The 21,609-nt window shown below is 36.2% G+C and carries 23 protein-coding genes; 9 read left to right on the forward strand and 14 right to left on the reverse strand.

Annotated features, from left to right (window positions below; translation table 11 throughout):
* Positions 1-48: 48 nt before the first annotated feature.
* From rpmA to G6N06_RS09360, 4 genes are all read right to left on the reverse strand, one after another.
* On the reverse strand, positions 49-309 hold the full coding sequence (rpmA, locus tag G6N06_RS09345; RefSeq protein WP_163516174.1) for a 50S ribosomal protein L27: 261 nt from the start codon (positions 307-309) through the stop codon (positions 49-51).
* 48 nt (positions 310-357) lie between these two features.
* Positions 358-1,164, reverse strand: coding sequence for a 50S ribosomal protein L21 (gene rplU, locus G6N06_RS09350; protein WP_163516175.1), 807 nt, complete (start codon positions 1,162-1,164; stop codon positions 358-360).
* 195 nt (positions 1,165-1,359) lie between these two features.
* Positions 1,360-2,604 carry an ATP-binding cassette domain-containing protein gene (locus tag G6N06_RS09355; RefSeq protein ID WP_163516176.1) on the reverse strand — a complete coding sequence of 415 codons (1,245 nt, stop codon included), beginning with the start codon at positions 2,602-2,604 and terminating at the stop codon, positions 1,360-1,362.
* A 38-nt stretch (positions 2,605-2,642) separates the two neighbouring features.
* On the reverse strand, positions 2,643-3,131 hold the full coding sequence (locus G6N06_RS09360; RefSeq protein WP_163516177.1) for a DUF4199 domain-containing protein: 489 nt from the start codon (positions 3,129-3,131) through the stop codon (positions 2,643-2,645).
* 188 nt (positions 3,132-3,319) lie between these two features.
* On the opposite strand from G6N06_RS09360, the gene G6N06_RS09365 reads away from it, so the two are divergent.
* The 3 genes from G6N06_RS09365 to G6N06_RS09375 all read left to right on the forward strand — a co-directional run bounded on the left by G6N06_RS09365 (position 3,320) and on the right by G6N06_RS09375 (position 7,583).
* The gene (locus tag G6N06_RS09365) at positions 3,320-4,639 is read left to right on the forward strand and encodes a M16 family metallopeptidase (RefSeq protein ID WP_163516178.1); all 1,320 of its coding nucleotides are present in this window, start codon (positions 3,320-3,322) and stop codon (positions 4,637-4,639) included.
* A 25-nt stretch (positions 4,640-4,664) separates the two neighbouring features.
* Positions 4,665-6,740 carry a M16 family metallopeptidase gene (locus G6N06_RS09370; protein WP_205334749.1) on the forward strand — a complete coding sequence of 692 codons (2,076 nt, stop codon included), beginning with the start codon at positions 4,665-4,667 and terminating at the stop codon, positions 6,738-6,740.
* A 318-nt stretch (positions 6,741-7,058) separates the two neighbouring features.
* Positions 7,059-7,583, forward strand: coding sequence for a cation transporter (locus G6N06_RS09375; RefSeq protein ID WP_163516179.1), 525 nt, complete (start codon positions 7,059-7,061; stop codon positions 7,581-7,583).
* A gap of 59 nt (positions 7,584-7,642) precedes the next feature.
* On the opposite strand, the gene G6N06_RS09380 is transcribed toward G6N06_RS09375, so the two are convergent.
* Genes G6N06_RS09380 through G6N06_RS09390 form a run of 3 tightly spaced genes read right to left on the reverse strand, consistent with a single transcriptional unit; the run spans position 7,643 to position 9,318 of the window.
* Complete coding sequence (locus G6N06_RS09380; RefSeq protein WP_163516224.1) at positions 7,643-8,161, reverse strand: YciI family protein; 519 nt, start codon at positions 8,159-8,161, stop codon at positions 7,643-7,645.
* A gap of 22 nt (positions 8,162-8,183) precedes the next feature.
* Entirely contained in the window at positions 8,184-8,666 is a 483-nt protein-coding gene (locus G6N06_RS09385) for a CYTH domain-containing protein (protein ID WP_163516180.1), read from the reverse strand.
* On the reverse strand, positions 8,659-9,318 hold the full coding sequence (locus G6N06_RS09390; RefSeq protein WP_163516181.1) for an NAD(P)H-binding protein: 660 nt from the start codon (positions 9,316-9,318) through the stop codon (positions 8,659-8,661). Before G6N06_RS09390 ends, G6N06_RS09385 begins: the two co-directional genes overlap by 8 nt.
* A 43-nt stretch (positions 9,319-9,361) precedes the next feature.
* Between G6N06_RS09390 and dinB the strand changes: the two genes are divergently transcribed.
* A complete protein-coding gene (dinB, locus tag G6N06_RS09395) occupies positions 9,362-10,471 on the forward strand; it encodes a DNA polymerase IV (RefSeq protein WP_163516182.1) in 1,110 nt (369 codons plus the stop codon).
* Between the two features lie 19 nt (positions 10,472-10,490).
* Here dinB and G6N06_RS09400 read toward each other — a convergent pair whose 3' ends face one another.
* The 6 genes from G6N06_RS09400 to G6N06_RS09425 all read right to left on the reverse strand — a co-directional run bounded on the left by G6N06_RS09400 (position 10,491) and on the right by G6N06_RS09425 (position 15,443).
* Complete coding sequence (locus G6N06_RS09400) at positions 10,491-10,883, reverse strand: hypothetical protein (protein WP_163516183.1); 393 nt, start codon at positions 10,881-10,883, stop codon at positions 10,491-10,493.
* Positions 10,884-11,140: 257 nt separating this feature from the next.
* Positions 11,141-12,583: a pyruvate kinase gene (pyk, locus tag G6N06_RS09405; RefSeq protein ID WP_163516184.1), complete on the reverse strand. Its 1,443-nt coding sequence runs from the start codon at positions 12,581-12,583 to the stop codon at positions 11,141-11,143.
* A gap of 3 nt (positions 12,584-12,586) precedes the next feature.
* The gene (locus tag G6N06_RS09410; protein WP_163516185.1) at positions 12,587-13,066 is read right to left on the reverse strand and encodes an IPExxxVDY family protein; all 480 of its coding nucleotides are present in this window, start codon (positions 13,064-13,066) and stop codon (positions 12,587-12,589) included.
* A 125-nt stretch (positions 13,067-13,191) separates the two neighbouring features.
* A complete protein-coding gene (rnc, locus tag G6N06_RS09415) occupies positions 13,192-13,938 on the reverse strand; it encodes a ribonuclease III (protein WP_163516186.1) in 747 nt (248 codons plus the stop codon).
* A gap of 7 nt (positions 13,939-13,945) precedes the next feature.
* Positions 13,946-15,196: a beta-ketoacyl-ACP synthase II gene (gene fabF / locus G6N06_RS09420; protein WP_163516187.1), complete on the reverse strand. Its 1,251-nt coding sequence runs from the start codon at positions 15,194-15,196 to the stop codon at positions 13,946-13,948.
* Positions 15,197-15,209: 13 nt separating this feature from the next.
* The gene (locus G6N06_RS09425; protein WP_007647141.1) at positions 15,210-15,443 is read right to left on the reverse strand and encodes an acyl carrier protein; all 234 of its coding nucleotides are present in this window, start codon (positions 15,441-15,443) and stop codon (positions 15,210-15,212) included.
* Between the two features lie 298 nt (positions 15,444-15,741).
* On the opposite strand from G6N06_RS09425, the gene purN reads away from it, so the two are divergent.
* Positions 15,742-16,338 carry a phosphoribosylglycinamide formyltransferase gene (purN, locus tag G6N06_RS09430; RefSeq protein ID WP_163516188.1) on the forward strand — a complete coding sequence of 199 codons (597 nt, stop codon included), beginning with the start codon at positions 15,742-15,744 and terminating at the stop codon, positions 16,336-16,338.
* A 98-nt stretch (positions 16,339-16,436) separates the two neighbouring features.
* Entirely contained in the window at positions 16,437-17,078 is a 642-nt protein-coding gene (locus tag G6N06_RS09435; protein WP_163516189.1) for a ribonuclease H1 domain-containing protein, read from the forward strand.
* A gap of 181 nt (positions 17,079-17,259) precedes the next feature.
* On the opposite strand, the gene G6N06_RS20020 is transcribed toward G6N06_RS09435, so the two are convergent.
* Positions 17,260-17,388 (reverse strand): hypothetical protein, encoded by a 129-nt coding sequence (locus G6N06_RS20020; protein ID WP_262890111.1) that lies wholly within the window; start codon positions 17,386-17,388, stop codon positions 17,260-17,262.
* A 177-nt stretch (positions 17,389-17,565) separates the two neighbouring features.
* On the opposite strand from G6N06_RS20020, the gene G6N06_RS09440 reads away from it, so the two are divergent.
* From G6N06_RS09440 to G6N06_RS09450, 3 genes are all read left to right on the forward strand, one after another.
* Complete coding sequence (locus tag G6N06_RS09440; RefSeq protein WP_163516190.1) at positions 17,566-17,883, forward strand: hypothetical protein; 318 nt, start codon at positions 17,566-17,568, stop codon at positions 17,881-17,883.
* A gap of 87 nt (positions 17,884-17,970) precedes the next feature.
* Complete coding sequence (locus G6N06_RS09445) at positions 17,971-18,792, forward strand: GLPGLI family protein (RefSeq protein ID WP_163516193.1); 822 nt, start codon at positions 17,971-17,973, stop codon at positions 18,790-18,792.
* A gap of 10 nt (positions 18,793-18,802) precedes the next feature.
* Positions 18,803-21,499 carry a TonB-dependent receptor gene (locus G6N06_RS09450; RefSeq protein ID WP_163516195.1) on the forward strand — a complete coding sequence of 899 codons (2,697 nt, stop codon included), beginning with the start codon at positions 18,803-18,805 and terminating at the stop codon, positions 21,497-21,499.
* Positions 21,500-21,609 lie beyond the last annotated feature (110 nt).

Raw genomic sequence — 21,609 nt, forward strand, 5'->3', positions numbered from 1 at the left:
CCGCTGATGACCAGAGAGGGTTTTAGGTGTTAACAGAATTTGTAAAAATTAAACGTCAAACGGTTCAACTGATACATAAGATCTGTTGTCTTTCTTCTTTGTGAATTTCACTAGACCATCAACTTGTGCATGCAAAGTGTGATCTTTTCCACCATACACATTTTCACCTGGGTGATGTGTATAGCCTCTTTGTCTTACGATGATATTTCCAGCAACAGCCGCTTGACCTCCGTAAATCTTCACACCAAGGCGCTTCGATTCTGAGTCTCTACCGTTTTTAGAACTACCAACTCCTTTTTTATGAGCCATTGTCTTAAGGTTTTAAATATCTGCCACGTCGGCAGACAGGTTATTATATTATTTTTTGTCTTTCAACAAAGCTTTTGCTTGTTTTACCCACTCATCAGATTCGATTTTCTCACGTGTGATACCGTCAATTGCTGAAAGCTCTTCTCTATCAGCAGCTTTTAATTTGCTGATTTGCTCAAAAGTATAAATACCTAATTCATTGAGCTTTTCTTCGTAAACAGGACCGATTCCGTTGATTAATTTCAAATCATCAGCATCTGCCTTTAGCGCAGTTCCAATACTGTGAAGAACTTTGTCAATGTTGATTTCAACGTTCGCATCTTCCGCTCTGTGCTCTGCACGAGTTACTAAATTCTCACTGACTTCAACTTCCTTTTTTACAGCATTCTTAGGTTCTGCTTTTTTAGCCTCTTTTACTGGCGTAGCTTTCTCAGCTTTTGCTGGCTTTTCTGCCTTGGCAGGTTTAGCTTTGTCTGCTTTAGCTGTTTCTTTGGTCGCTTTAACAGCTCCCTCGCTTTCAGCTTTGGTCGCTTTAACAGCTCCCGAAGCAACAATGCTTTCAATAACGATTTCAGTAAGAGCTTGACGGTGTCCGTTTTTCACACGGTAACCTTTACGTCTTTTCTTCTTGAAAACGATAACTTTATCACCTTTAAGGTGACTTAAGACTTTTGCTCCTACTTGAGCTCCGTCTATAGCTGGGGCGCCTAAAGTAAATTTATCACCATCACCAATCAAAAGAACATTATCGAAAGACACGGTCTTTCCTTCTTCTGTTGCTAAACGGTGAACAAACACTTTCTGGTCTTTTTCAACTTTGAATTGTTGCCCTGCTATCTCTACAATTGCGTACATAGCGTAACGTTTAAATTTAGTTAATTTTTATTATAAAATGGGTGCAAATATACACCTAAATTATTAATCTACAAACGTTTTTTAATGACAGAATGGAATATTTGCTCTTAATTGGAGAAAGATGACGATATTTCATTTTAATGAACAGACAATTCTAATTTATATGAAAGAAATCGGATTTCCAAAAAAATTGAATTAATCCTCCAGTTTCAATCGTCCAATAGAACCTCCTTGAGTCGGAATCAATTCATAAATATGGGATGGGGCCAACGATTTTTCAACGGTATGGGACACATAGATGATCGTAATTTCGGTGTTTTTGACCAAGCCGTTTATCAACTGAGATACCAAGGCAGTGTTTCCAGGATCAAGCCCCTCAAAAGGCTCGTCCAAAATCAATAAGGGCGGCTGTTTAATTAAGGCCCTTACCATTAACACTACGCGCTGTTGCCCTAAGCTAAGTCTGTTAAAATAAGAGTTCCTTAAATGTCTCATGCCAATGACATCAAGCCATTGCAATGCTTTTTGCTGTTGCAGTCCACTAGGTTTTACATATAAACCAATCGAATCAAAAAAGCCAGACAAAACCATCTGTTCTACCGTATGGTTTCTTTTGAACAATTCGGTAAGGTGAGTAGAAAAATATCCGATGTTCTTTTTGATGTCCCAGACACTTTCTCCACTTCCTTTTTTTCTGTCAAAAATAATGATGTTCTGACCAAAAGCTTTCGGGTTATCGCCAGTTATCAATGATAACAGGGTGCTCTTTCCGGAGCCATTGGGACCTATCAACTGCCAAAATTCTCCCTGACCCACTGTCCATGAAATATCCTTGACAATAGGCTGATCTCCATAACGAACACAAACTTGATTGAACTCAATGATTTTTTCGTAAGCCACCTTAAAAGACACCAAAGAACTTGGAAAATCAAAAGGACGTTTGTTTGATCGCAATAAGCCCGCCTTCTTAATCTTGGTTATTTTAAAAGTACTATCAGACACATGAACCCTATGCTTTATAAATGTCAATAAATTCTTCTCTTGGTGGGATAGCTGAAGAATTGAAATAGAATCTGATAGCTTATACAGTTGATGGAATAATTCTGTTCTCGATTGTTGATCAAGATGATCAAATGGATTGTCGAAAATTATATAATCTGGATTTTGGGCTAAGCAATATTCCAAGAACAGTTTTCGTCGCTCTCCCGAAGAAAAGGTATGAAAATGTCTGTTTTCTGATCTCGTAATTTCGATTGTATGATGTCTATGTTCCTTTTCTATGAACTCGGCAATTGCCAAATCAGAAAACAGTATGCCATCGTAGTGATTAAAAACACTCAGTTCGCCTGTACTATTTTTTGACAAAATTTGATTTATAAAGGCCTTTTTATCAACAGAATTGGAAATGACGATTCCGTAATGAACAGGGATTTGATTCAATGCTTTGATTGACTTATGAAGGTTAGAGTAAAGTTGTCTTAGTGCGTATCTTTAGGTTTATTGTCCCCGAAATGCTCATGTTGGCCAATATTTTGACTTTTCTTAAAAATCTGCATCCAAGCCAAGGTCAAAACGGCAGTTGAGGCCAACCCTTCCATTAAAATAATGATAATTAGCATACCTGCACCGCGCTCTTCTCCGTCAAACCAATCCTGTAATATGCTCTGAGAAAATGCCTTATCAATATGGAACATATAAATAGCCATAAAGACAATGAAGCAGCCTGTAGCAATGAAACCAGTGAGCAATCCGGTTTTAAAACCGTCCACATAGGTAAAATCAGCATTGTATTTGTTTTTGTAAGACCTTATGGCGAAGTAAATACCAGCAGCCATAAAGAGACCATTGGCCAAACGCAACCAAGGTTGGTCATGGAAATGAAATAATCTCAAAATCAAAAAATACGCAATTAAGCTACCCGCAATAAACAACCCATATTTTAAGGCAATTGATAAGGATCTATTCATAAAATGCAGGTTTTTAACTTTTGAGACTTAAATTTCGTAAAAAAATCTCGATTATAACAATTTTTAAACTTATTTTTTACAATGCACACTGAAATGGTATGATCATTTCTTATTTTTGAGCGCATTTGTAACAAATATTTACATTGAGCTACTTATAATATACGATAACTAATTTAAAAAAACACACAATGAAAAAATTCTTATTCGCTTTGACCGCTTTGCTGCTTTTTGGTGCCCATGCCAATGCACAACAGGTTGAATTTGAAGAGTTTGATTTAGACAACGGATTACACGTCATTCTACATCAAGACAATTCAGCTCCCGTAGTAATTACTTCAGTCATGTATGATGTTGGGGGAAAAGATTATGAACCTGGCCGTACTGGTTTTGCCCACTTTTTTGAGCATCTCCTATTCGAAGGCACTAAAAACATTGGTCGTGGCGAATGGTTTACCATCGTCAATGCCAACGGAGGTTCCAACAATGCCAACACCTCATTGGACAGAACTTACTACTATGAAATATTCCCATCTAATAATTTAGAACTGGGTTTATGGATGGAATCTGAGCGTTTAATGCATCCTATTATCAATCAAATTGGTGTAGACACTCAGAACGAAGTGGTAAAAGAAGAAAAAAGATTGCGTTTCGACAATGCCCCTTATGGCGCATTTTTGGCTGCAATAGGGGAAAATTTGTTCAAGGTACATCCGTATAAAGAGAAGCTTATTGGTGAAATGGAAGATTTGGATGCTGCTACTCTGGAAGAATTTCAAGTTTATTTCAAGAAATACTATGTACCAAACAATGCTGTTTTAGTTGTTGCCGGCGATATCGATATGGCAAAGACTAAAAAAATGGTAAAGGATTATTTTGGTCCTATTCCACGAGGAGCAGATGTAGTTAGAAATTTTCCAGAAGAAAAGCCAATTACTGAAACTATTAAAGCCAATTATTATGACGACAACATTCAAATTCCTGCGATCATTGCTGCATACCGTACGCCTGGATTTAAAGAGCGCGAATCGTATATATTGGATATGATTTCAAGTTACTTAAGTGGCGGTAAGAGCTCTGTACTTTACAAAAAAATGGTCGACGAGAAGAAAATGGCCCTTCAAGCACAAGCTATCAACGTAGGCCAAATGGATTACAGCATATTTGCAATTTTAGCATTGCCTTTAGGTGATGTCCCATTGGACAGTTTGCTGGCCGAAATGGATGAAGAAATTGTGAAAATTCAAAATGAATTGATCTCTGAAAGAGACTACCAAAAACTTAAAAATCAGTTTGAAAATCGCTATGTCAACTCCAATGCTAGCGTTTCAGGTATTGCTTCAAATTTAGCGACCAACTATCTTTTAAAAGGCGATGTGAACCTAATCAATAGTGAAATTGATATCTATCGCTCTGTCACGAGAGAAGAAATCAGAGAGGTTGCTAAAAAATATTTGAGTCCAAACCAACGCCTTGAACTTCAATATCTTCCAAAAAAAGATAACCAATAATTAAATTTTAAAACAAGTGTATCATATGAAAACTTATATATCAGGATTCTTAATGGTGTTTTTCATGGCTTTTTCTGCTCAGGCACAAATTGACCGTTCAAAACAACCTCAACCTGGACCTGCTCCAAAGATCGATTTAAAATCACCTCAAGAATTCACCCTTAATAATGGGATGAAAGTGCTGGTTGTTGAAAATCATAAACTTCCTAGAGTCTCTTTTAACCTGACCATCGATAACAAACCAGAAACAGAAGGTGCCAAAGCTGGCGTTTCCACTATTGTTGGGGCTATGTTGGGCAACGGAACAACATCAATTTCCAAAGAAGAGTTTAATGAAGAGATTGATTTCATGGGCGCGCGCTTGAGTTTCGGTTCTTCTGGTGCTTCTGCGAGTGCATTAATTCAATACTCTGATAGAATTTTAGAATTATTGGCTGAAGCTGCCATTCATCCGCTATTGGTTGAGGACGAATTCCTAAAAGAAAAGGAACGACTCATTGAAGGTTTGAAAACTCAAGAAAAAAGTGTTGATGCTGTTGCTTCCCGCGTAGGAAATGCTTTGTCTTTTGGGGTAAAACATCCTTATGGAGAATTTGTATCTAGTGAAACGGTCAATAACATCACCTTTGGAGATGTCACAGCTTTTTATGAAGAAAACTTCAATCCTAATAATGCATATTTGGTCGTTGTTGGAGATGTGGATTTCAAGACCATCAAATCTCAAATCGAAAAACGTTTTGGAAATTGGTCAAAATCTGTAGACATTGAGACCCATGTGCCTGAAGCGATGCCAAATGCACAATACACCCAAATCAATTTTGTGGATATGCCTAACGCAGTACAATCAAATATTGTATTGACCAACAATGTCGATTTAAAAATGAATGATCCAGATTACCATGCTGTATTGATTGCCAATCAGATTTTAGGAGGAGGTTTTGATAGTTATCTTAATATGAACTTACGCGAAAAGCACGCCTATACCTATGGAGCAGGATCTAACGTCAATGCCGATAAGTACGTAGGCCGCTTCAGAGCTAGTACTGCTGTCAGAAATGCGGTAACGGATAGTGCCGTGGTTCAAATGCTAAAAGAAGTCAAACGTATAAAAACTGAGCCAGTAGACGCTGAAGCGCTTAAAAACGTCAAAGCAAAATATGTTGGCGATTTTGTGTTGGCCTTAGAAAGTCCACAAACTGTTGCGCGATACGCCTTGAACATTAAGTTGAACAACTTGCCTAAGGATTTCTACGAGACTTTCTTGCAGAAAATCAATGCAGTTACAGCTAAAGATGTCAATCGTGTAGCGAATAAATATTTTAAACCGGAAAACGCAAGGATTGTTATAGTAGGTAAAGGTGCCGATGTTCTTGAAAATCTAGAAAAAACCGGGATCCCTATTTTATATTTCGATCCTTTCGCCAATCCTGTTGACAAACCAAAGTTTTCAAAACCAATTCCAGCAGGAGCAACTGCACAAACCGTGATAGACTCATATTTTGAGGCTGTTGGAGGTAAGGATAAAGCGAAAGAGGTAAAGACAGTTTGGACGAATGCCAATGTTACTATTGAAGGTATGCCTTTTTCCCCTTCAGGTGAAATGAAAGCTATGGCACCAAATAAAACCTCCCTGGAAATGTCCATAGAAGGCATGGGTGTGATCATGAAGCAAAAATTCAACGGTACCACAGGCTATATTGAACAACAAGGCGCCAGATTGGAGCTAACAGAAGATCAGATTGCAGACCAACAGGCTGAAAATTCCATCTATCCTGAACTATATTATGAACCAAGTGACGTATCTCTTGAAAGTGTGATCAGTATTGATGGAAAGGATACTTATAAAGTAAAAGTCACTTTAAATGGCAAGGATTCATTCCGTTACTACGAAGTAGAGTCAGGTTATTTGGTAAGAGTCGAAAAAACAACGGAAGCACAAGGGCAAACCTTTACTACCGTTGAAGATTTTGGCAATTATTCACCAGTAAAAGGAATGATGTATCCTTATAGTATGTCAATTACAACTGGTCCTCAAGTTATCAAAATGAACGTGACCAACCACAGAGTTAATGAAGGTGTCACTGAGGCAGATTTCAATTAACATACCATTAGTATTACATAAAAAGTCTGAAGTTTGGATCTTCAGACTTTTTTTATGCTCTATTTAGAGGTGATCATACACTTTTCTAAAATCTTTAATACCATCAATGCGAGGAGGTCGTCTCAGTTAGTACTTATCTAAACATTGAAATAAGTCAGTTTCTATGATAAACAAGTGCTTTAGATTGAACCAAATCCCATATTGATCCTCTTTTAAGGCCCTGAAGCGTAAATTGTTGATTTTTTGTGCAATAAATCTGAACTTTTCTTAATTTTGTTTAGTATTACCATAAAAAGATAATTCAAATTATTATAAGCTATGAAAACATTCAAAACACTTGCATTGCTTTCTCTCTTGGTAGTTTTCTCAGTAAGTTGCAAAGAGGCTCAACCAGAAGTAAAAACAGTTGACACGGCACAGCCAGAAACGGTCACTGAGAACCAATTGGATCCCAACGCCACCTACGCAAAAGCAGAGTTTGGTATAGATGGAATGACCTGCGCTATGGGTTGTGCTAAAACAATTGAAAAGAAAATTGCTAAAATGGAAGGTGTAAAATCTGCTACAGTCGATTTTGACACACGTTTAGCAATGGTAGAGTATGATAACGCCAAAGTAACTCCAACCTCTCTTGAAGAGGCTGTTGTATCTGTTTCAGATAGCTATAGTGTGAAGGATATGAAAACTGTGGAGGCATTTTCTACTGAACATAATTGCGATGCAGATTTTAAAAAGGCTTGTTGTTCCGATAAAAAGATGGGAGAGGAACAGGCTTCCGCTGATAAAAAAGCATGCAAAGACGACTGCAAAATGGCTTGTTGCGCTAAAAAAGAGAAAGTATAGAGCTTCTCATCAATTAAGTCTTATAAAACCACTGTCGCACAAACAGTGGTTTTTTTACCTTATCTCAAAGAATAACCTTTAGGTGCCCACCACGGATGAATTTCAATCTCCAAACTTCCAGCCTTCACCATGGGGTCAGCATTTGCCAAGCTATCTGCCATTTTTAAGGTTGGTACATTATAAATGGTAATCCCGGTGATCTCACCAACATCCCCAAAAGGCCCGGAAATATCGGCATAACCCATATCATACATGTTCTTTAAATGTTCCAAGTGCTCCCTAAGTAAACGTTTGGATTCTTCTTCGTTTTGAATTTTATTGGGACCGTTCTTTAAAAAAGCGATAAAATATTGCTGCATAATGATTGTGTCATTGGTTTTCTCATCAATAATATCAAATATCTGATAGCCCTTGGTGAGCAGTTCCTCTCGAATCTCCGTTTGGGTTTTAGGTTCAGGACCAATCGTATCCAAACGCTCTGAACTGACCGTCACATCGTCTTTGTCTATCTTTCTATATTTCTCATTGCAGGAAGCTAAAATCAGCATTGCCCCAATCATCCAAGCTATATGTTTCATCATTCTCAGTTTTATAAAGTTTTCATTTAGGCCAGTTTTTATACGGATTCTTTAGCAATTGGGAGTTAAAGTACTTTGATTGCCCGGTAACTTCCTTACCCAACCACTTGGGTTTTAAAAAGACCTCCGAAATGTGACTGAGTTCAACCTCAGCAACAATTAGCCCCTCATTAGAACCAAAAAACTCATCCACTTCAAAGATATGTTCTCCAGCTTTGACTTCATACCTAATCTTGTCGATAATGCCTTCTTCACACAACTTCAATAAGGCCTCGGCATCTGATTTGGGAATTTGCCTTTCCCATTCAAAGCGTGATACGCCATCTTCTGAAGGTTCTCCTTTAATGGTCAAAAATCCTTCATCTCCACTTATCCTTACCCTGACGATCCGGCTTTTATCAGAATTTAAAAAAGCCTGTATTATCCGTGTACGTCTATAGGCTTCGGACTTAAACGCGTCCGAAACCACAAGAAACTTTCGCTCTATTTCAATTAACTCACTCACCTAATTCTTGTATTATTTCTGATTCGATTCGTCCCGACTGATAGGCATTGTTGGTCACCCATATCATACATTTAGCAATAGTTTCTGGAGCAATTGGCTTATAGCGTTTAAGCCCTCCAAAACGGAACATTGGTTTAAATAGGCTCATCAAGGCATTGAACACATATTCTCCCAGTCGAAATTCCTCACGTTTTCCCGAGATCAATGAAGGTTGTAAAATATAGGTATTGGGAATCTGTTGTTCCAATACCGCTACTTCCATTTTGCCCTTGATCCTGTTATAAAAAATCTTGCTCTTTTTTTTGGCCCCCAAAGCTGAAATAACCACAAAGGTTCCAATTTCATTCGCTTTACAAAGTTTTGCCGCTTCCACCGGAATCCCATAATCAATTTTTGTATAGATCTCCTTATTTGAGGTTTTCGCCTTAGTTGTTCCTATGCAACAAAAGACTTCATCTGCCTTAAACTTATTGGCATAATGAGACAATTCGAATAAATCAATAATATATTCTTCCAATTTTGGATGCTTTATATTACAGCTGTTTCTTCCAAAAACAGTCACTTGACCATAGCGCTCGTCTTCCAACAGCATTTTCAACAAAATGTTTCCCGTCAATCCAGTTGCACCCAAAACAATAGCTGTTTTTGCCATCTTTTATAATTTCTATTAGGTTTAGATGTTATAAATTTACACTATGCCAAACGATTTACCAATTAGAAAGATCATTCATGTAGATATGGATGCGTTTTACACATCTGTTGAACAAATGGATTACCCTGAATTAAAAGGTAAAGCTCTGGCCGTTGGTGGCAGTGAGAAGCGAGGCGTCGTTGCCGCGGCTAGTTATGAAGCTCGTAAATTTGGAGTAAGAAGCGCCATGAGCGGGATGCAGGCCAAACGCAATTGCCCGGAATTGATTTTTGTAAGTCCGCGTTTTGATCGCTATAAGGAAATCTCAAAAAAAATTAGAGCCATTTTTTATGACTATACAGATTTGGTGGAGCCTCTTTCTTTAGATGAAGCCTATTTGGATGTGACGGAAAACAAAAAGGGAAATCCAAGTGCTTCTTTGATTGCCCAAGAAATTAGAGAACGCATTTTTAAAGAAGTTGGACTCACAGCTTCAGCAGGAATATCCATTAATAAATTTGTAGCTAAGATTGCCAGCGATTACAACAAGCCCAACGGACAAAAAACGGTCAATCCAGAGGATGTTTTGGATTTTCTAAAAGTTTTGGACATTAGAAAATTTCATGGTGTAGGAAAAGTAACTGCAGATAAAATGTATCAGTTGGGTATTTTTACGGGTGAAGATTTAAAAACAAAAACCTTAGAATATCTTGAACAACACTTTGGCAAGTCTGGAAGTTATTATTACTATTTGGTTAGAGGAATTCACAACAGTGAGGTCAAGCCCAACCGCATCCAAAAGTCCTTAGCCGCCGAACGCACCTTTAATGAAAACCTATCGAGTGAAATATTTATGCTCGAAAAGTTGGAGAAAATCGCCAAAGAAGTCGCCAAGCGCCTAGATAAAAGTAAAGTTGCGGGAAAAACGGTCACCCTAAAAATAAAATACAGTGATTTTACATTGCAGACCAGGAGTAAAACCTTAGCCTATTTTGTAAGTGATCACACAATCATTCTTGAAACCGCAAAAGATTTATTGTATCAAGAAAAGATGAGCAACTCCGTACGATTACTCGGCATATCAATGTCCAACCTAAATACGGAAGACAACAAGGCTGCATCTGTCAATAATCTAAAACAAACGGTGAACGTGCAATTGAAGTTCGGGTTTTAATTTTGAGTTTCTTCTAAGCTTAATTTTCAGCTACGCTTATTTCCGCTCTATAATCGTCAGGATCTATTGGTTGATGTGCCACCGGATAAGGTGTTATCTGAAGTAGTTTGATGGCAATGCCTTCAATGATGGTGTCATTTTGAAATTTTTTATTAACGTGCAGATTAAAACTCTTGACCACATTGTTCTTGGTCAATGTGAAAGCGGCCACGGCATCTCCTTCCCAGACACAAACAAATCCTGTTGGGCATCGAGAATCATTGAAAATAGAGTCCAAGCAAATTTTGGCACCACTTTCAAAATTGTCAAAACAACCATTCACTCTTAAATTAATGACGCCTTGAGTGTCATCATCGCTTTTAGCACAACTAAAACCTATAACTACAAGTAAAAGAATGACCGCTTTTTTCATCAGAGTTTATTGAAATTAGAACAATGCATCGCTAACGATGCTTTCATAATAGATGCGTTTTTAACCAATTGGTTGCGTTTATGAATAAGAAAATTTGAATCACTATAAATTTAACTCTTTTTATTTATCTTATGTATCCCAATCAAGAACCTCGGGATATTAAAACACACTGGTAGAAATAAAAAAACCTCAAAGACCTTTAAAGAGTCCCCGAGGTTTTTATGATTAAGAGTTCTTTTTAAAGAATCTCTGCTATTTTAAAAATTACAATTGGTAATTTCAGTAACCCTTAAGGTATTTACCATCCCTTTTTCTTGTATAGGCATTGCGGCCAAACTGACCAACATATCACCCGTCTCAAGATAGCCTTCCTTGCACGCGATGGCATTGACATCTTCAATGGTTTCATCGGTGCTTACAAACTTATCGTAGAAAAAAGCCTTAACACCCCATAACATACTGAGCTGTGTCAAAATACGTCTGTTGGAAGTAAACACTAAAATATGTGAACTTGGTCGCCATGCTGAAATTTGAAAGGCCGTATAGCCACTATTGGTCAATGTGGAAATAGCTCTTGCATTGATTTCATTGGCCATGTTTGCAGCGTGAAAACAAATGGATTTTGTAATATAACGCTTGGTACGAATATGTGGTGGTGATTGTGGCACTTTGATCAAAGGCGAATCCTCCACACTTTTAATAATATTGCTCATTTGTCTGATCACCTGCACAGGATATTGTCCCACTGATGTTTCTCCCGAAAGCATTACCGCATCGGCGCCATCCATCACAGAGTTGGCAACGTCATTAACCTCTGCCCGAGTGGGAGTCAAACTGGAAATCATCGTTTCCATCATTTGGGTTGCAATAATTACAGGAATACGAGCTCGTTTTGCTCTTAGAACCAGCTGTTTTTGGATTAGAGGGACTTCCTCTGCCGGAATTTCCACGCCCAAATCACCACGAGCTACCATCAATCCGTCGCAATAAGCAACAATTTTATCAATATTTTCAACTGCTTCCGGTTTTTCAATTTTTGCAATGATCGGAATTTTATGATCGCTGTGCTTTTTAATTAATTCTTCAAGTTGCATTAAGTCTTCCGCGTGGCGTACAAAAGATAGGGCCATCCAATCTACTTTCATCTTAATGGCAAAAATAGCGTCTTCAATATCCTTTTCTGTCAACGCTGGTTGCGAAATATTAGTGTTTGGCAGGTTAACTCCCTTCTTCGATTTTAAAGGGCCACCCTGAATGACACGGGCCTTAACTTCAGATTTCTTATCTGTAGAGACAACTTCAAAAATCAACTTGCCGTCATCCAATAATATGCGTTCTCCAGGCTTGGCATCTTGTGGGAAATTATCGTAGGTCATAAAGACACGGTCTTTTGTGCCTTCAAACTTCTTCCCCGTAGCAAAGGTGATCTCATCCCCTTCTTTAACGACTACCTCTCCCTTCATCACACCAACGCGTAATTTAGGTCCCTGTAAATCGCCTAAGATGGCAGCATTATATCCAAATTCCTCATTGAGTTCACGAATCATTTTGATGCGTTCTTCAACATCGGCATAATCAGCATGAGAAAAGTTGATTCTAAAAACGTCCACACCTTCATCAAGCATTCCTTTTAATACCGCCTTAGTACTCGTAGCTGGTCCTAATGTCGCTACTATCTTTGTTTTTTTTCGTTTTTGCATTAATCAAAAAATTAAGTTATCTCTAGACCTTAATTGGTCTACATCAATAGTGTAGGTTGTTATTACTTGAGGTATGGCCTGGATCTTGTCCAACATCATCTTTTCGTCCAAACAGCGGTCATCATTAGTAATTTTAATTAAGAAGTCCACATTTTTGAGCTCAGGCAACAAATGATAGGTTTTCAAGACTTTTTCATTTGTTGAAAACAATGATCCCGAACTTTGCAAACTGTCCTCCTCTCTCTTACAAACATTTGACACCATATGCCAAGTTGTAAAAAACTCTTCATCAAACCATTCGTAAATAGAATAAGTAGCAGCAAAATATTTGTAATCTAAATCCTGAGGTTGACGTCTCAGTTTCAGGTTCAAATATTTATTGAGAAGATATGCTAACCTGTAATCTTCCAATCTACAATGTACAGCAAAAAGCGAGTAGGATGCGTCATAAAAATCATCTACAAGTAGTTTGTGTAACGCCATAGTGATAATAACATGAGCGGTAAAGATAATACTTTATCTCCACTGTAATATCATGTTTGGTATATTCTTAACAGGCGCGCCAAGCGAAATCGTTATAGTTAGTAACTTTTATTGGAAGCCAATATTTATTCCTTAAATGATCGATTGATCTTATTTTGAAACGCAAAAAAAGCGCGTTTGGAAGCCTTTTCTTCAGCCTTCTTTTTGGAGGTTGCCCTTGCTTTTGAAACAACTTTGCCATCAATGGACAGTTTTACCGAAAAATGTTTAAGGTTGTCATTGCCTGAATCCTCATAAACATTGTAATCAAAGGTTTTCTTTTCTTTCTGGCACCATTCAATCAACAAGCTTTTATAACTGATGACTTTGCCTTCCAGCGTTTCAATATCAATATGCTTGTTAATAACCTTTTTATTGATGAATTTTTCGCATTGTTTATAGCCTTTGTCCAAAAACACAGCACCAACAAGAGCTTCAAATAAGTTGCCGTGAATGTTGCTTCCAAAATTGTTCTTAGGAATTTTTGATTCGACAAAGTCGATGAGCCTAAGCTCCTTGCCCAATTCGTTAAGATGCTCTCTGCTGACCACCTTAGAACGCATTTTCGTCAAATAACCTTCATCACCTTCTGGCACTTCGTCATAAAGATAAGCGGCAATCACAAGGCCAAGCATGGCATCTCCAACAAATTCAAGTCGTTCATAATTGAGTGCGATCCCATTTTTATCCTTGACATTCATGGAGCGATGGGTAAATGCTTTGACGTATAGACTCTTGTTTTTAGGTTTATAGCCTAAGATCTTCTGAAGTTCTAAAAAAAAATTCCCGTCATTTTTAGAACGGGAATTTAATATGTTACGAATGTAATTCATTCGGGATTTAATCTAATTTTTTGAATAATACACAAGCGTTATGACCGCCAAATCCAAAAGTATTACTCATAGCCACTTTAACATCTCTCTTTTGAGCTTTGTTAAGTGTTAAGTTTAATTGCGGATCAATATTTTCATCAACTACCGAATGGTTGATAGTTGGAGGCACAATGCCGTGCTCGATGGCCATAATAGAAGCAATAGCTTCAATAGCACCTGCAGCACCCAACAAATGTCCCGTCATTGATTTTGTTGAATTGATATTGATGTCCTTGGCGTGCTCGCCAAAAACCTCCGTAATAGCTTTAAGTTCGGCAACATCACCTAAAGGTGTGGAAGTACCGTGTGTGTTGATATGATCAACATCTTCAGGTTTCAATCCAGCATTTTCCAAACAATTTCTCATTACGGCAATAACTCCTATCCCATCAGGATGTGGGGCAGTCATATGATAAGCATCGGACGACAAACCGCCTCCAACTACCTCAGCATATATCTTAGCTCCTCTTTCCTTTGCGTGTTCATAATCTTCCAAGATGATTGCACCAGCACCTTCACCCAAAACAAAACCATCTCTGGTTGCGTCAAATGGTCTCGAAGCCGTTTCTGGACTTTCATTCCTAGTTGATAAGGCATGCATGGCATTAAAGCCTCCCATTCCTGCAATGGTCACCGCCGCTTCACTACCGCCTGTTACAATCACATCGCAATAGCCCAAACGAATATAGTTTAAGGCATCAATCATTGCATTGGCAGCAGATGCACAGGCCGAAACCGTGGTATAGTTAGGCCCCATAAACCCATGTTTAATGGATATGTTCCCCGGAGCTATATCTGCAATCATTTTTGGAATAAAGAAAGGATTGAAACGAGGGGTTCCGTCTCCTGCGGCAAAATTAAGCACCTCATTTTGAAAAGTTTCCAACCCTCCAATTCCCGCTCCCCAAATAACACCAACGCGGAGTTTATCAACCACATTAAGATCTAATTTAGCATCTGCAATAGCTTCATCTGAAGCCACCATAGCATATTGCGTAAATTTATCCATCCGGTTGACCAATTTCCTATCAATGAATTGGGTTGCATCAAAGTTTTTTAATTCGCACGCGAATTTGGTCTTGAACTTTTCAGTATCAAAATATGTTATTGGCGCAGCACCACTTTCACCACTGACCAGAGCGTCCCAATATTCATCTTTGGTATTTCCGATTGGTGTAAGAGCACCTAACCCCGTAACTACAACTCGCCTTAATTCCATAAAAGTGTGTTACTTATTTTGCTGCTTCTATATAAGAGATAGCTTGACCAACTGTAGCGATGTTTTCTGCTTGGTCATCTGGAATTTGGATATCAAATTCTTTTTCGAATTCCATGATCAATTCTACGGTATCCAAAGAATCTGCTCCTAAATCATTTGTGAAGCTTGCTTCAGTGACAACTTCGTTCTCGTCAACACCTAATTTGTCCACAATAATCGCTTTTACTCTTGATGCAATGTCTGACATAATCTTTAATTTTAAGTTTTATTAATTGGCAAAAATAAAAAACTTTAGTTTAAAACCCATTTTTATTTCTACAATGTGATTGAATGTGTCTGTAATTTAGCAAAAATACAGCTAAGTATTTTTATTTTGCCCCCTAATTGTTAATAATTATTCTTTTTTTTGTTTTCAAATCAAAAGCTAATATCTGTAAATGAAATGAGATTACGGAATTTTGCCGAATATATTTTAATTTGATAATAAATCGTACCTACATTTTGACTTACAGGTTTGACCATAATTTAAAAATAGAAAGTAGCAGATGAAACGTATCGTGATTTTTGCGTCCGGGAGTGGTACTAATGCGGAAAACTTAATCAGGTATTTCCAAAACAGTGAAATTGGCTCTGTCATTCAGGTGTTGACTAACAATCCTCAAGCCAAAGTATTAGATCGCTGTAAAAATCTAAAAGTGAGTGCACTGTCTTTCAATAGAACAGCTTTTTATCACACTAATGACGTTCTTAATGTCTTAAAAGCATCACAACCCGATTTGGTTGTTCTGGCCGGATTTTTATGGAAGTTTCCGGATTTCATACTTCATGAATTCCCTGATAAAGTCATCAATATCCATCCTGCCTTGCTTCCCAAATACGGAGGGAAAGGGATGTATGGCAGTTATGTCCATGAGGCGGTCGTCGCCAATAAGGAAATTGAAACAGGCATTACCATTCATTATGTAAATGAACATTATGATGAAGGCGCGATTATTTTTCAGGCAAAATGTGAAGTGAACGCATCAGATACTGCAGAAATGGTTGCGGAAAGAATACACGAGTTGGAGATGGAACACTTTCCGAAGGTGGTTGAGAAACTATTGAAATCTCAAGAACCAATTTCTTTGCCTTCCGGCAGCTAAACAAATTCCAAATGTAATCTGTGATCCCGATAGATATCGGGACGTGTCCAAAAAATTATTTATAAATTAATGAGATTCCCGCCTTCTTGGGAAGTAGCATGAGTAAGAAAAAAAAGAAATATTACGTCGTTTGGAAAGGTCACAAAACCGGAATCTTTGAAAAATGGGACGATTGTAAAGCCCAAATCAAAGATTACCAAGGTGCAATATACAAGTCTTTTGAAACCTTCGATGCTGCCAAAAAAGCATTCAAAGGCAACTACAGGGATTATATTGGCAAATCCAAAAGCTTTAAAAGTGATTTGAACGAAGCACAGCTGAAAAAAATAGGACAGCCCAACTACAATTCCATTGCAGTGGATGCAGCCTCAAGTGGCAACCCAGGAATTATGGAGTATAGAGGTGTGGATACCAAAACTAAAAAACAATTGTTCATTCAAGGCCCATTTCCTGAGGGCACGAATAATATTGGAGAATTTTTGGCTATTGTTCATGGCTTGGCATTCCTCAAGAACAACAACAGCCAACGTATTCTTTACACAGATTCAAAAATTGCGATGGGTTGGGTTAAAAAGAAAACTTGTAATACCAAACTGGTACGAAACTCGAAAAATGAAAAACTGTTTGAATTGGTGGATAGAGCCGAAAATTGGCTCAAAACGAATACTTACACGACGACTATAGTTAAGTGGGAAACGAAAGCTTGGGGGGAAATTCCTGCGGATTTTGGGAGAAAGTAGATCGTTAATTAAGCAAGCTTTTCTAAAGTTCAATGAATTCATCTTTCCCCATCAGACGCACTTCGTAGATTTCAATTGTTTTTTGATTTTATTCTATATTTTCTTGACCTTGAAAGTGTATTCAATTCATTGTAATTAGTTGATTATATTTTCAATGTCTATTTAATTATTATCTACAATTTTAAATAACGTCTATTAGCCCATTGTGTTTTATTTCTAAACTATCTTTTTGAGCTTTTTCAATTCTAATCCATGTGCTACACATTATTCCGTTAAGATTCATGTCTTCATATTCTTTTTCTGTTTCCATGTTCTACTCTACAAACAATACTTATTTAAGACTATTTAAATTATCATTTTTTTTTGACAAAGTTTTTCGATTTTAAATTTGTCATATTGATATATATATATATATATATATTGCCGACGTCAAAATTTTCGCGAATTTATTTTGGTACGAATTAATAACGTATTAACAACTTTTATTATGAAAAATAAATTATTTATTATTGCTATACTTATAGCGAACGTTACCTTTGCGGGCAGTTCTATTGATGAAAAAAGTGCTATGCTTCTAAATATGGAAAGCAACTTGGAAATTATTACGGAGCATTTCGATGATGATGGCTGTACTGTTTCTTGCTATGCCACTGCTACTAATAGAGATACAGGCCGAGTGATGTATTTTGAAGCGAGTTCAACAAGTAGCGACTGTGCTTCTGCAACAATGGATTGCTATGGAAAAGCAATGAAACAAGCCCTAGAGTTTATCCGACAGTACGAAGAGGGCGGGGGTACGAACTAACTTTATACATGAGGATGTCAAAAAAACATGAAAACTTACAACCATAGTCTTCATTTTTATAGACATCCTCATACTAATACACGAAATATGACTAAAATTAAAGCTCTATTACTATTTTTAACTTTTTCATTTTTAAGTACTCAAGCTCAACAAGATTCTTTAACTATTTTTCAAATTGAGTACAGACGCGCTTTAACACCACAAAACTCAGCTAAAACAATCCACTCTTCTTATCTACTTCAGGTTTTTATAGAGTCTCATGTATCCGTCTTTGACAAATTACATGTTTCAGATAATACCGAGAGCATAAAAAACGATGAAGATGACGAAGCTGTTTTTTATTACACACCTAAAGGGGAAAACTATAATTTGATCTATAAAGATTATGCCTCCAATCAATTATTTTCAAAACAAGATGTCGCTTATAAATATTTTATAATAGAAGATTCTTTGAGTATTTTTGATTGGCAGATTTATGATGAAACGAAAGATATATTGGGCTATACATGTCAATTAGCCAAGACAAGTTTTAGAGGCAGATCCTATATAGCTTGGTTTACCTCTAAGCTACCAATTGGCGGCCCTTGGAAGTACGATGGTTTGCCTGGAATGATTCTCTCATTGGAGGAGGAAGATAGTTTTCTTACTTATGAAGCTATTAGTATAAAAAGTAAAAAAACAAAATTTACAACAATTAAAAACCCACTGACTACCAATAAAACCATCACTTGGCAAGAGTTTAAAGACATATATAAACAAAAAGCCATTGATTTAAGCAGATACAACACAGATTCTAATGGTACTGGAAGAATAATCATGGAACGCCGAGGAATAGAACGCTATATAGAAGAAAATGATATGGACTATCTTGCCGATAAAGAATTCAAACAACAACAAGGCAATAATTAATGTGGCAATATTGAGTAAAATTTATTGTCAAAAGCGGTTTTTAACATTTATTTTTTATCTCCTTAGCCTTAATGTCTTAAATGCCCAAACCATTAAGGGCGTTGTTGCAGATAGCAATGGAAACCCTATAAGTGCAAAGTTACTTGTAAAAAAGACCTCAAAACCTGACATCATTAGTGAGTATTATATCGTGTCAAATGGGCAATTCACTTACAAACTAAAAAAGGAATACGATGAAAACATCATTATTGAAGTTGTTTCTATAGGTTATTCTAGTGACGTCAGAATCATTGCAAACAAAGACATTAATGACCCTATTGAACTTAATTTTAAGTTGTTCAAAGAAACAGTAACAATCCTAGATGAAGTTCATGTTGTTGCAAAAAAAGCACCTTTTATTGTAAAAAAAGACACGGTCGTTTTTAATATCAATTCTTACAAAGATGGCACCGAAAGAAAAATTGAAGATGTCTTAAGAAAACTTCCTGGTATAGAGATTGACAAGTCATCAGGATTAATAAAATATAATGGGAAGTCCATTGAAACAGTGATGCTAGAAGGAGATGACCTCTTTGGCCATAATTATACCACAGGCACCAAAAACATCAATGCGGATATGGTCAAAGAAATTGAAGCAATAGAAAATTATTCTGAGAATGCCCTTCTTAAAGGCATTGAACATAGTGAAAAGATTGCATTGAATTTAAAACTCAAAGAGAATAAGACAGATATATCTGGAAGTATCGATTTTGGTTTTGGAGGTTTTGCTGATCAGGACAAAACTCCATTAGATATATCCTCCAATCTACTTGGAATTAACAAGGCCTACAAATCATTTGCCACCTTCAGTTATAACAATATTGGAGAAAGCTATTCGCCTATGGTGTACTCTAATAATGAGCTCAATTTTGAAGCCATAAGGGAGTTGAAATATTATGCAGAAAAAATAATTCCGGAAATAAGTGTTTTAAAGATAGTAGATCAAAACTTATCCAACATAAATCATCAACTTTTCAATAACTACAATAGTATTTTTAACTTCGGAAAAAAGATCACAACTAAGGTCAATTTATATTACTTAAATGACAAAATAAATAGTGATCAAAATTCTCAAAATCATTATACGATAAATGGTGAAGAGTTTAGCACATTTGATAACATTCAAACTTCTAAAAAACCTTTATATTATCGTGGAGATATTCTTTTGAAGTATAAAATTTCCGACCTCTCTCTTTTAGAGTATAGCATAAGTTTACGAAATGAGGAAATCAATACAGATAAGGGCATTATTTCAAATCAAAATAACAATTTTAATTCCAAATTATATTCTGAAGACTTTTTTTTCAACCAAAGGTTATTATACACTAAAAAAATATCTGAAAACAAGGCGCTACAGATAAGTACACGTCATACAACGAATTCAATAAATCAAAATTTCACAATAAACCCTTCAATTTTTAATACCGAGACCGCTGATTATGATTCTCAAAAAATTGCTACCAAAAAAAACTATATTGACTTCAAAACAGCCTTTTTAGCATCAAGAAAAAACGATAAGTACAACCTTACTTTAGGTGTTTTTTCAAGAACTGAACCTCTTAACTCTCAGTTATTCAGCTTTAATAACACGAGTTATTCCTCTGTACAGAATAGTGTGAATGACCTCGAATATAAAAAGTATTCAATATATCACTCTGGATCATATCACTGGAACCTCAGAAAGCTAAGAATATCGCCAAATTATACATTTCGTTTTATTTCTTTAAACTTAAATGGTAGTGATTATAATACATCAAAAAGCAATAGCGATTTACTTTTTGAACCGTCTCTGGATTTATTCTATAAGCTCAATTCAATATCTTTTTTAAATGCAACCATCACGTTTAATAAAAAAACAAACTCTTTAAAATATCTATTTACAAATGATATTTTGCTTAGCAATCGAATGATATTAAAAAACCTCTCTAATTTATCTTTACAAAAGAATGAGCATTACAGTCTATCTTATAAATTAAATGATTTATTCAATCAAACACGGCTTAATTTAGGCATTTCCTATACTAAAGAGAAAGGTGGCATATTTTCAAATTATAATATCACAAGCAACAACACAGCAATTAATTATTTCTTTTTACCAGAAAACACCGAAAGTCTCAACTTTGATTTTGGATACTCGAAACTCATATCTACATTAGCTACAAATTTTAGACTGAACTCAAACTACTCGATATATAACTATAAAAATATAGTGAATGATTCTGAATTGAGAAACAACAAAATCAATCACATTGCTCATAAACTATTTTTAAAAACAGCATTTAACGGGAAAATTAATTTTCAAAATGAGTTAGTTTATAATCATATTAAAACATATAGCACAGAAAACTATAGCATCAAGTCAATTCAAAATAATTTTAAAATTATATTAAAACCAATTAATGATTTTTATGCAACATTTTCATTTGATTACTTAGTACCTGACTTAAATCATTCTTCTCAAAATTATTCTTTTTTTGATAGTAAGCTTTCTTACAAACCCAAAGACAAAAATTGGGAAATTAGTCTTTCAGGAACCAATTTGGCAAATGAGAAAAGTTACCAAATCATACAAAAAACCGACTTTTCAACCAATATTTCTAAAATAAACCTTTTGAGCAGACATATTCTTTTAAATATTTATTATAGTTTTTCACTAGTGTCCCATTAAAATCGGGACGTTTTAAAAATTAAATAAATTTGGCCCATTAAGGCTATCTCGTTCTTTGTCATTTTGAAATTTAGTTTTGCTGAAAAGTTCTCTGAGATTCGTTTTATCAG

It is taken from the genome of Gelidibacter japonicus (assembly GCF_010725055.1).
In the GTDB taxonomy this organism is placed as follows: Bacteria; Bacteroidota; Bacteroidia; order Flavobacteriales; family Flavobacteriaceae; genus Gelidibacter; species Gelidibacter japonicus.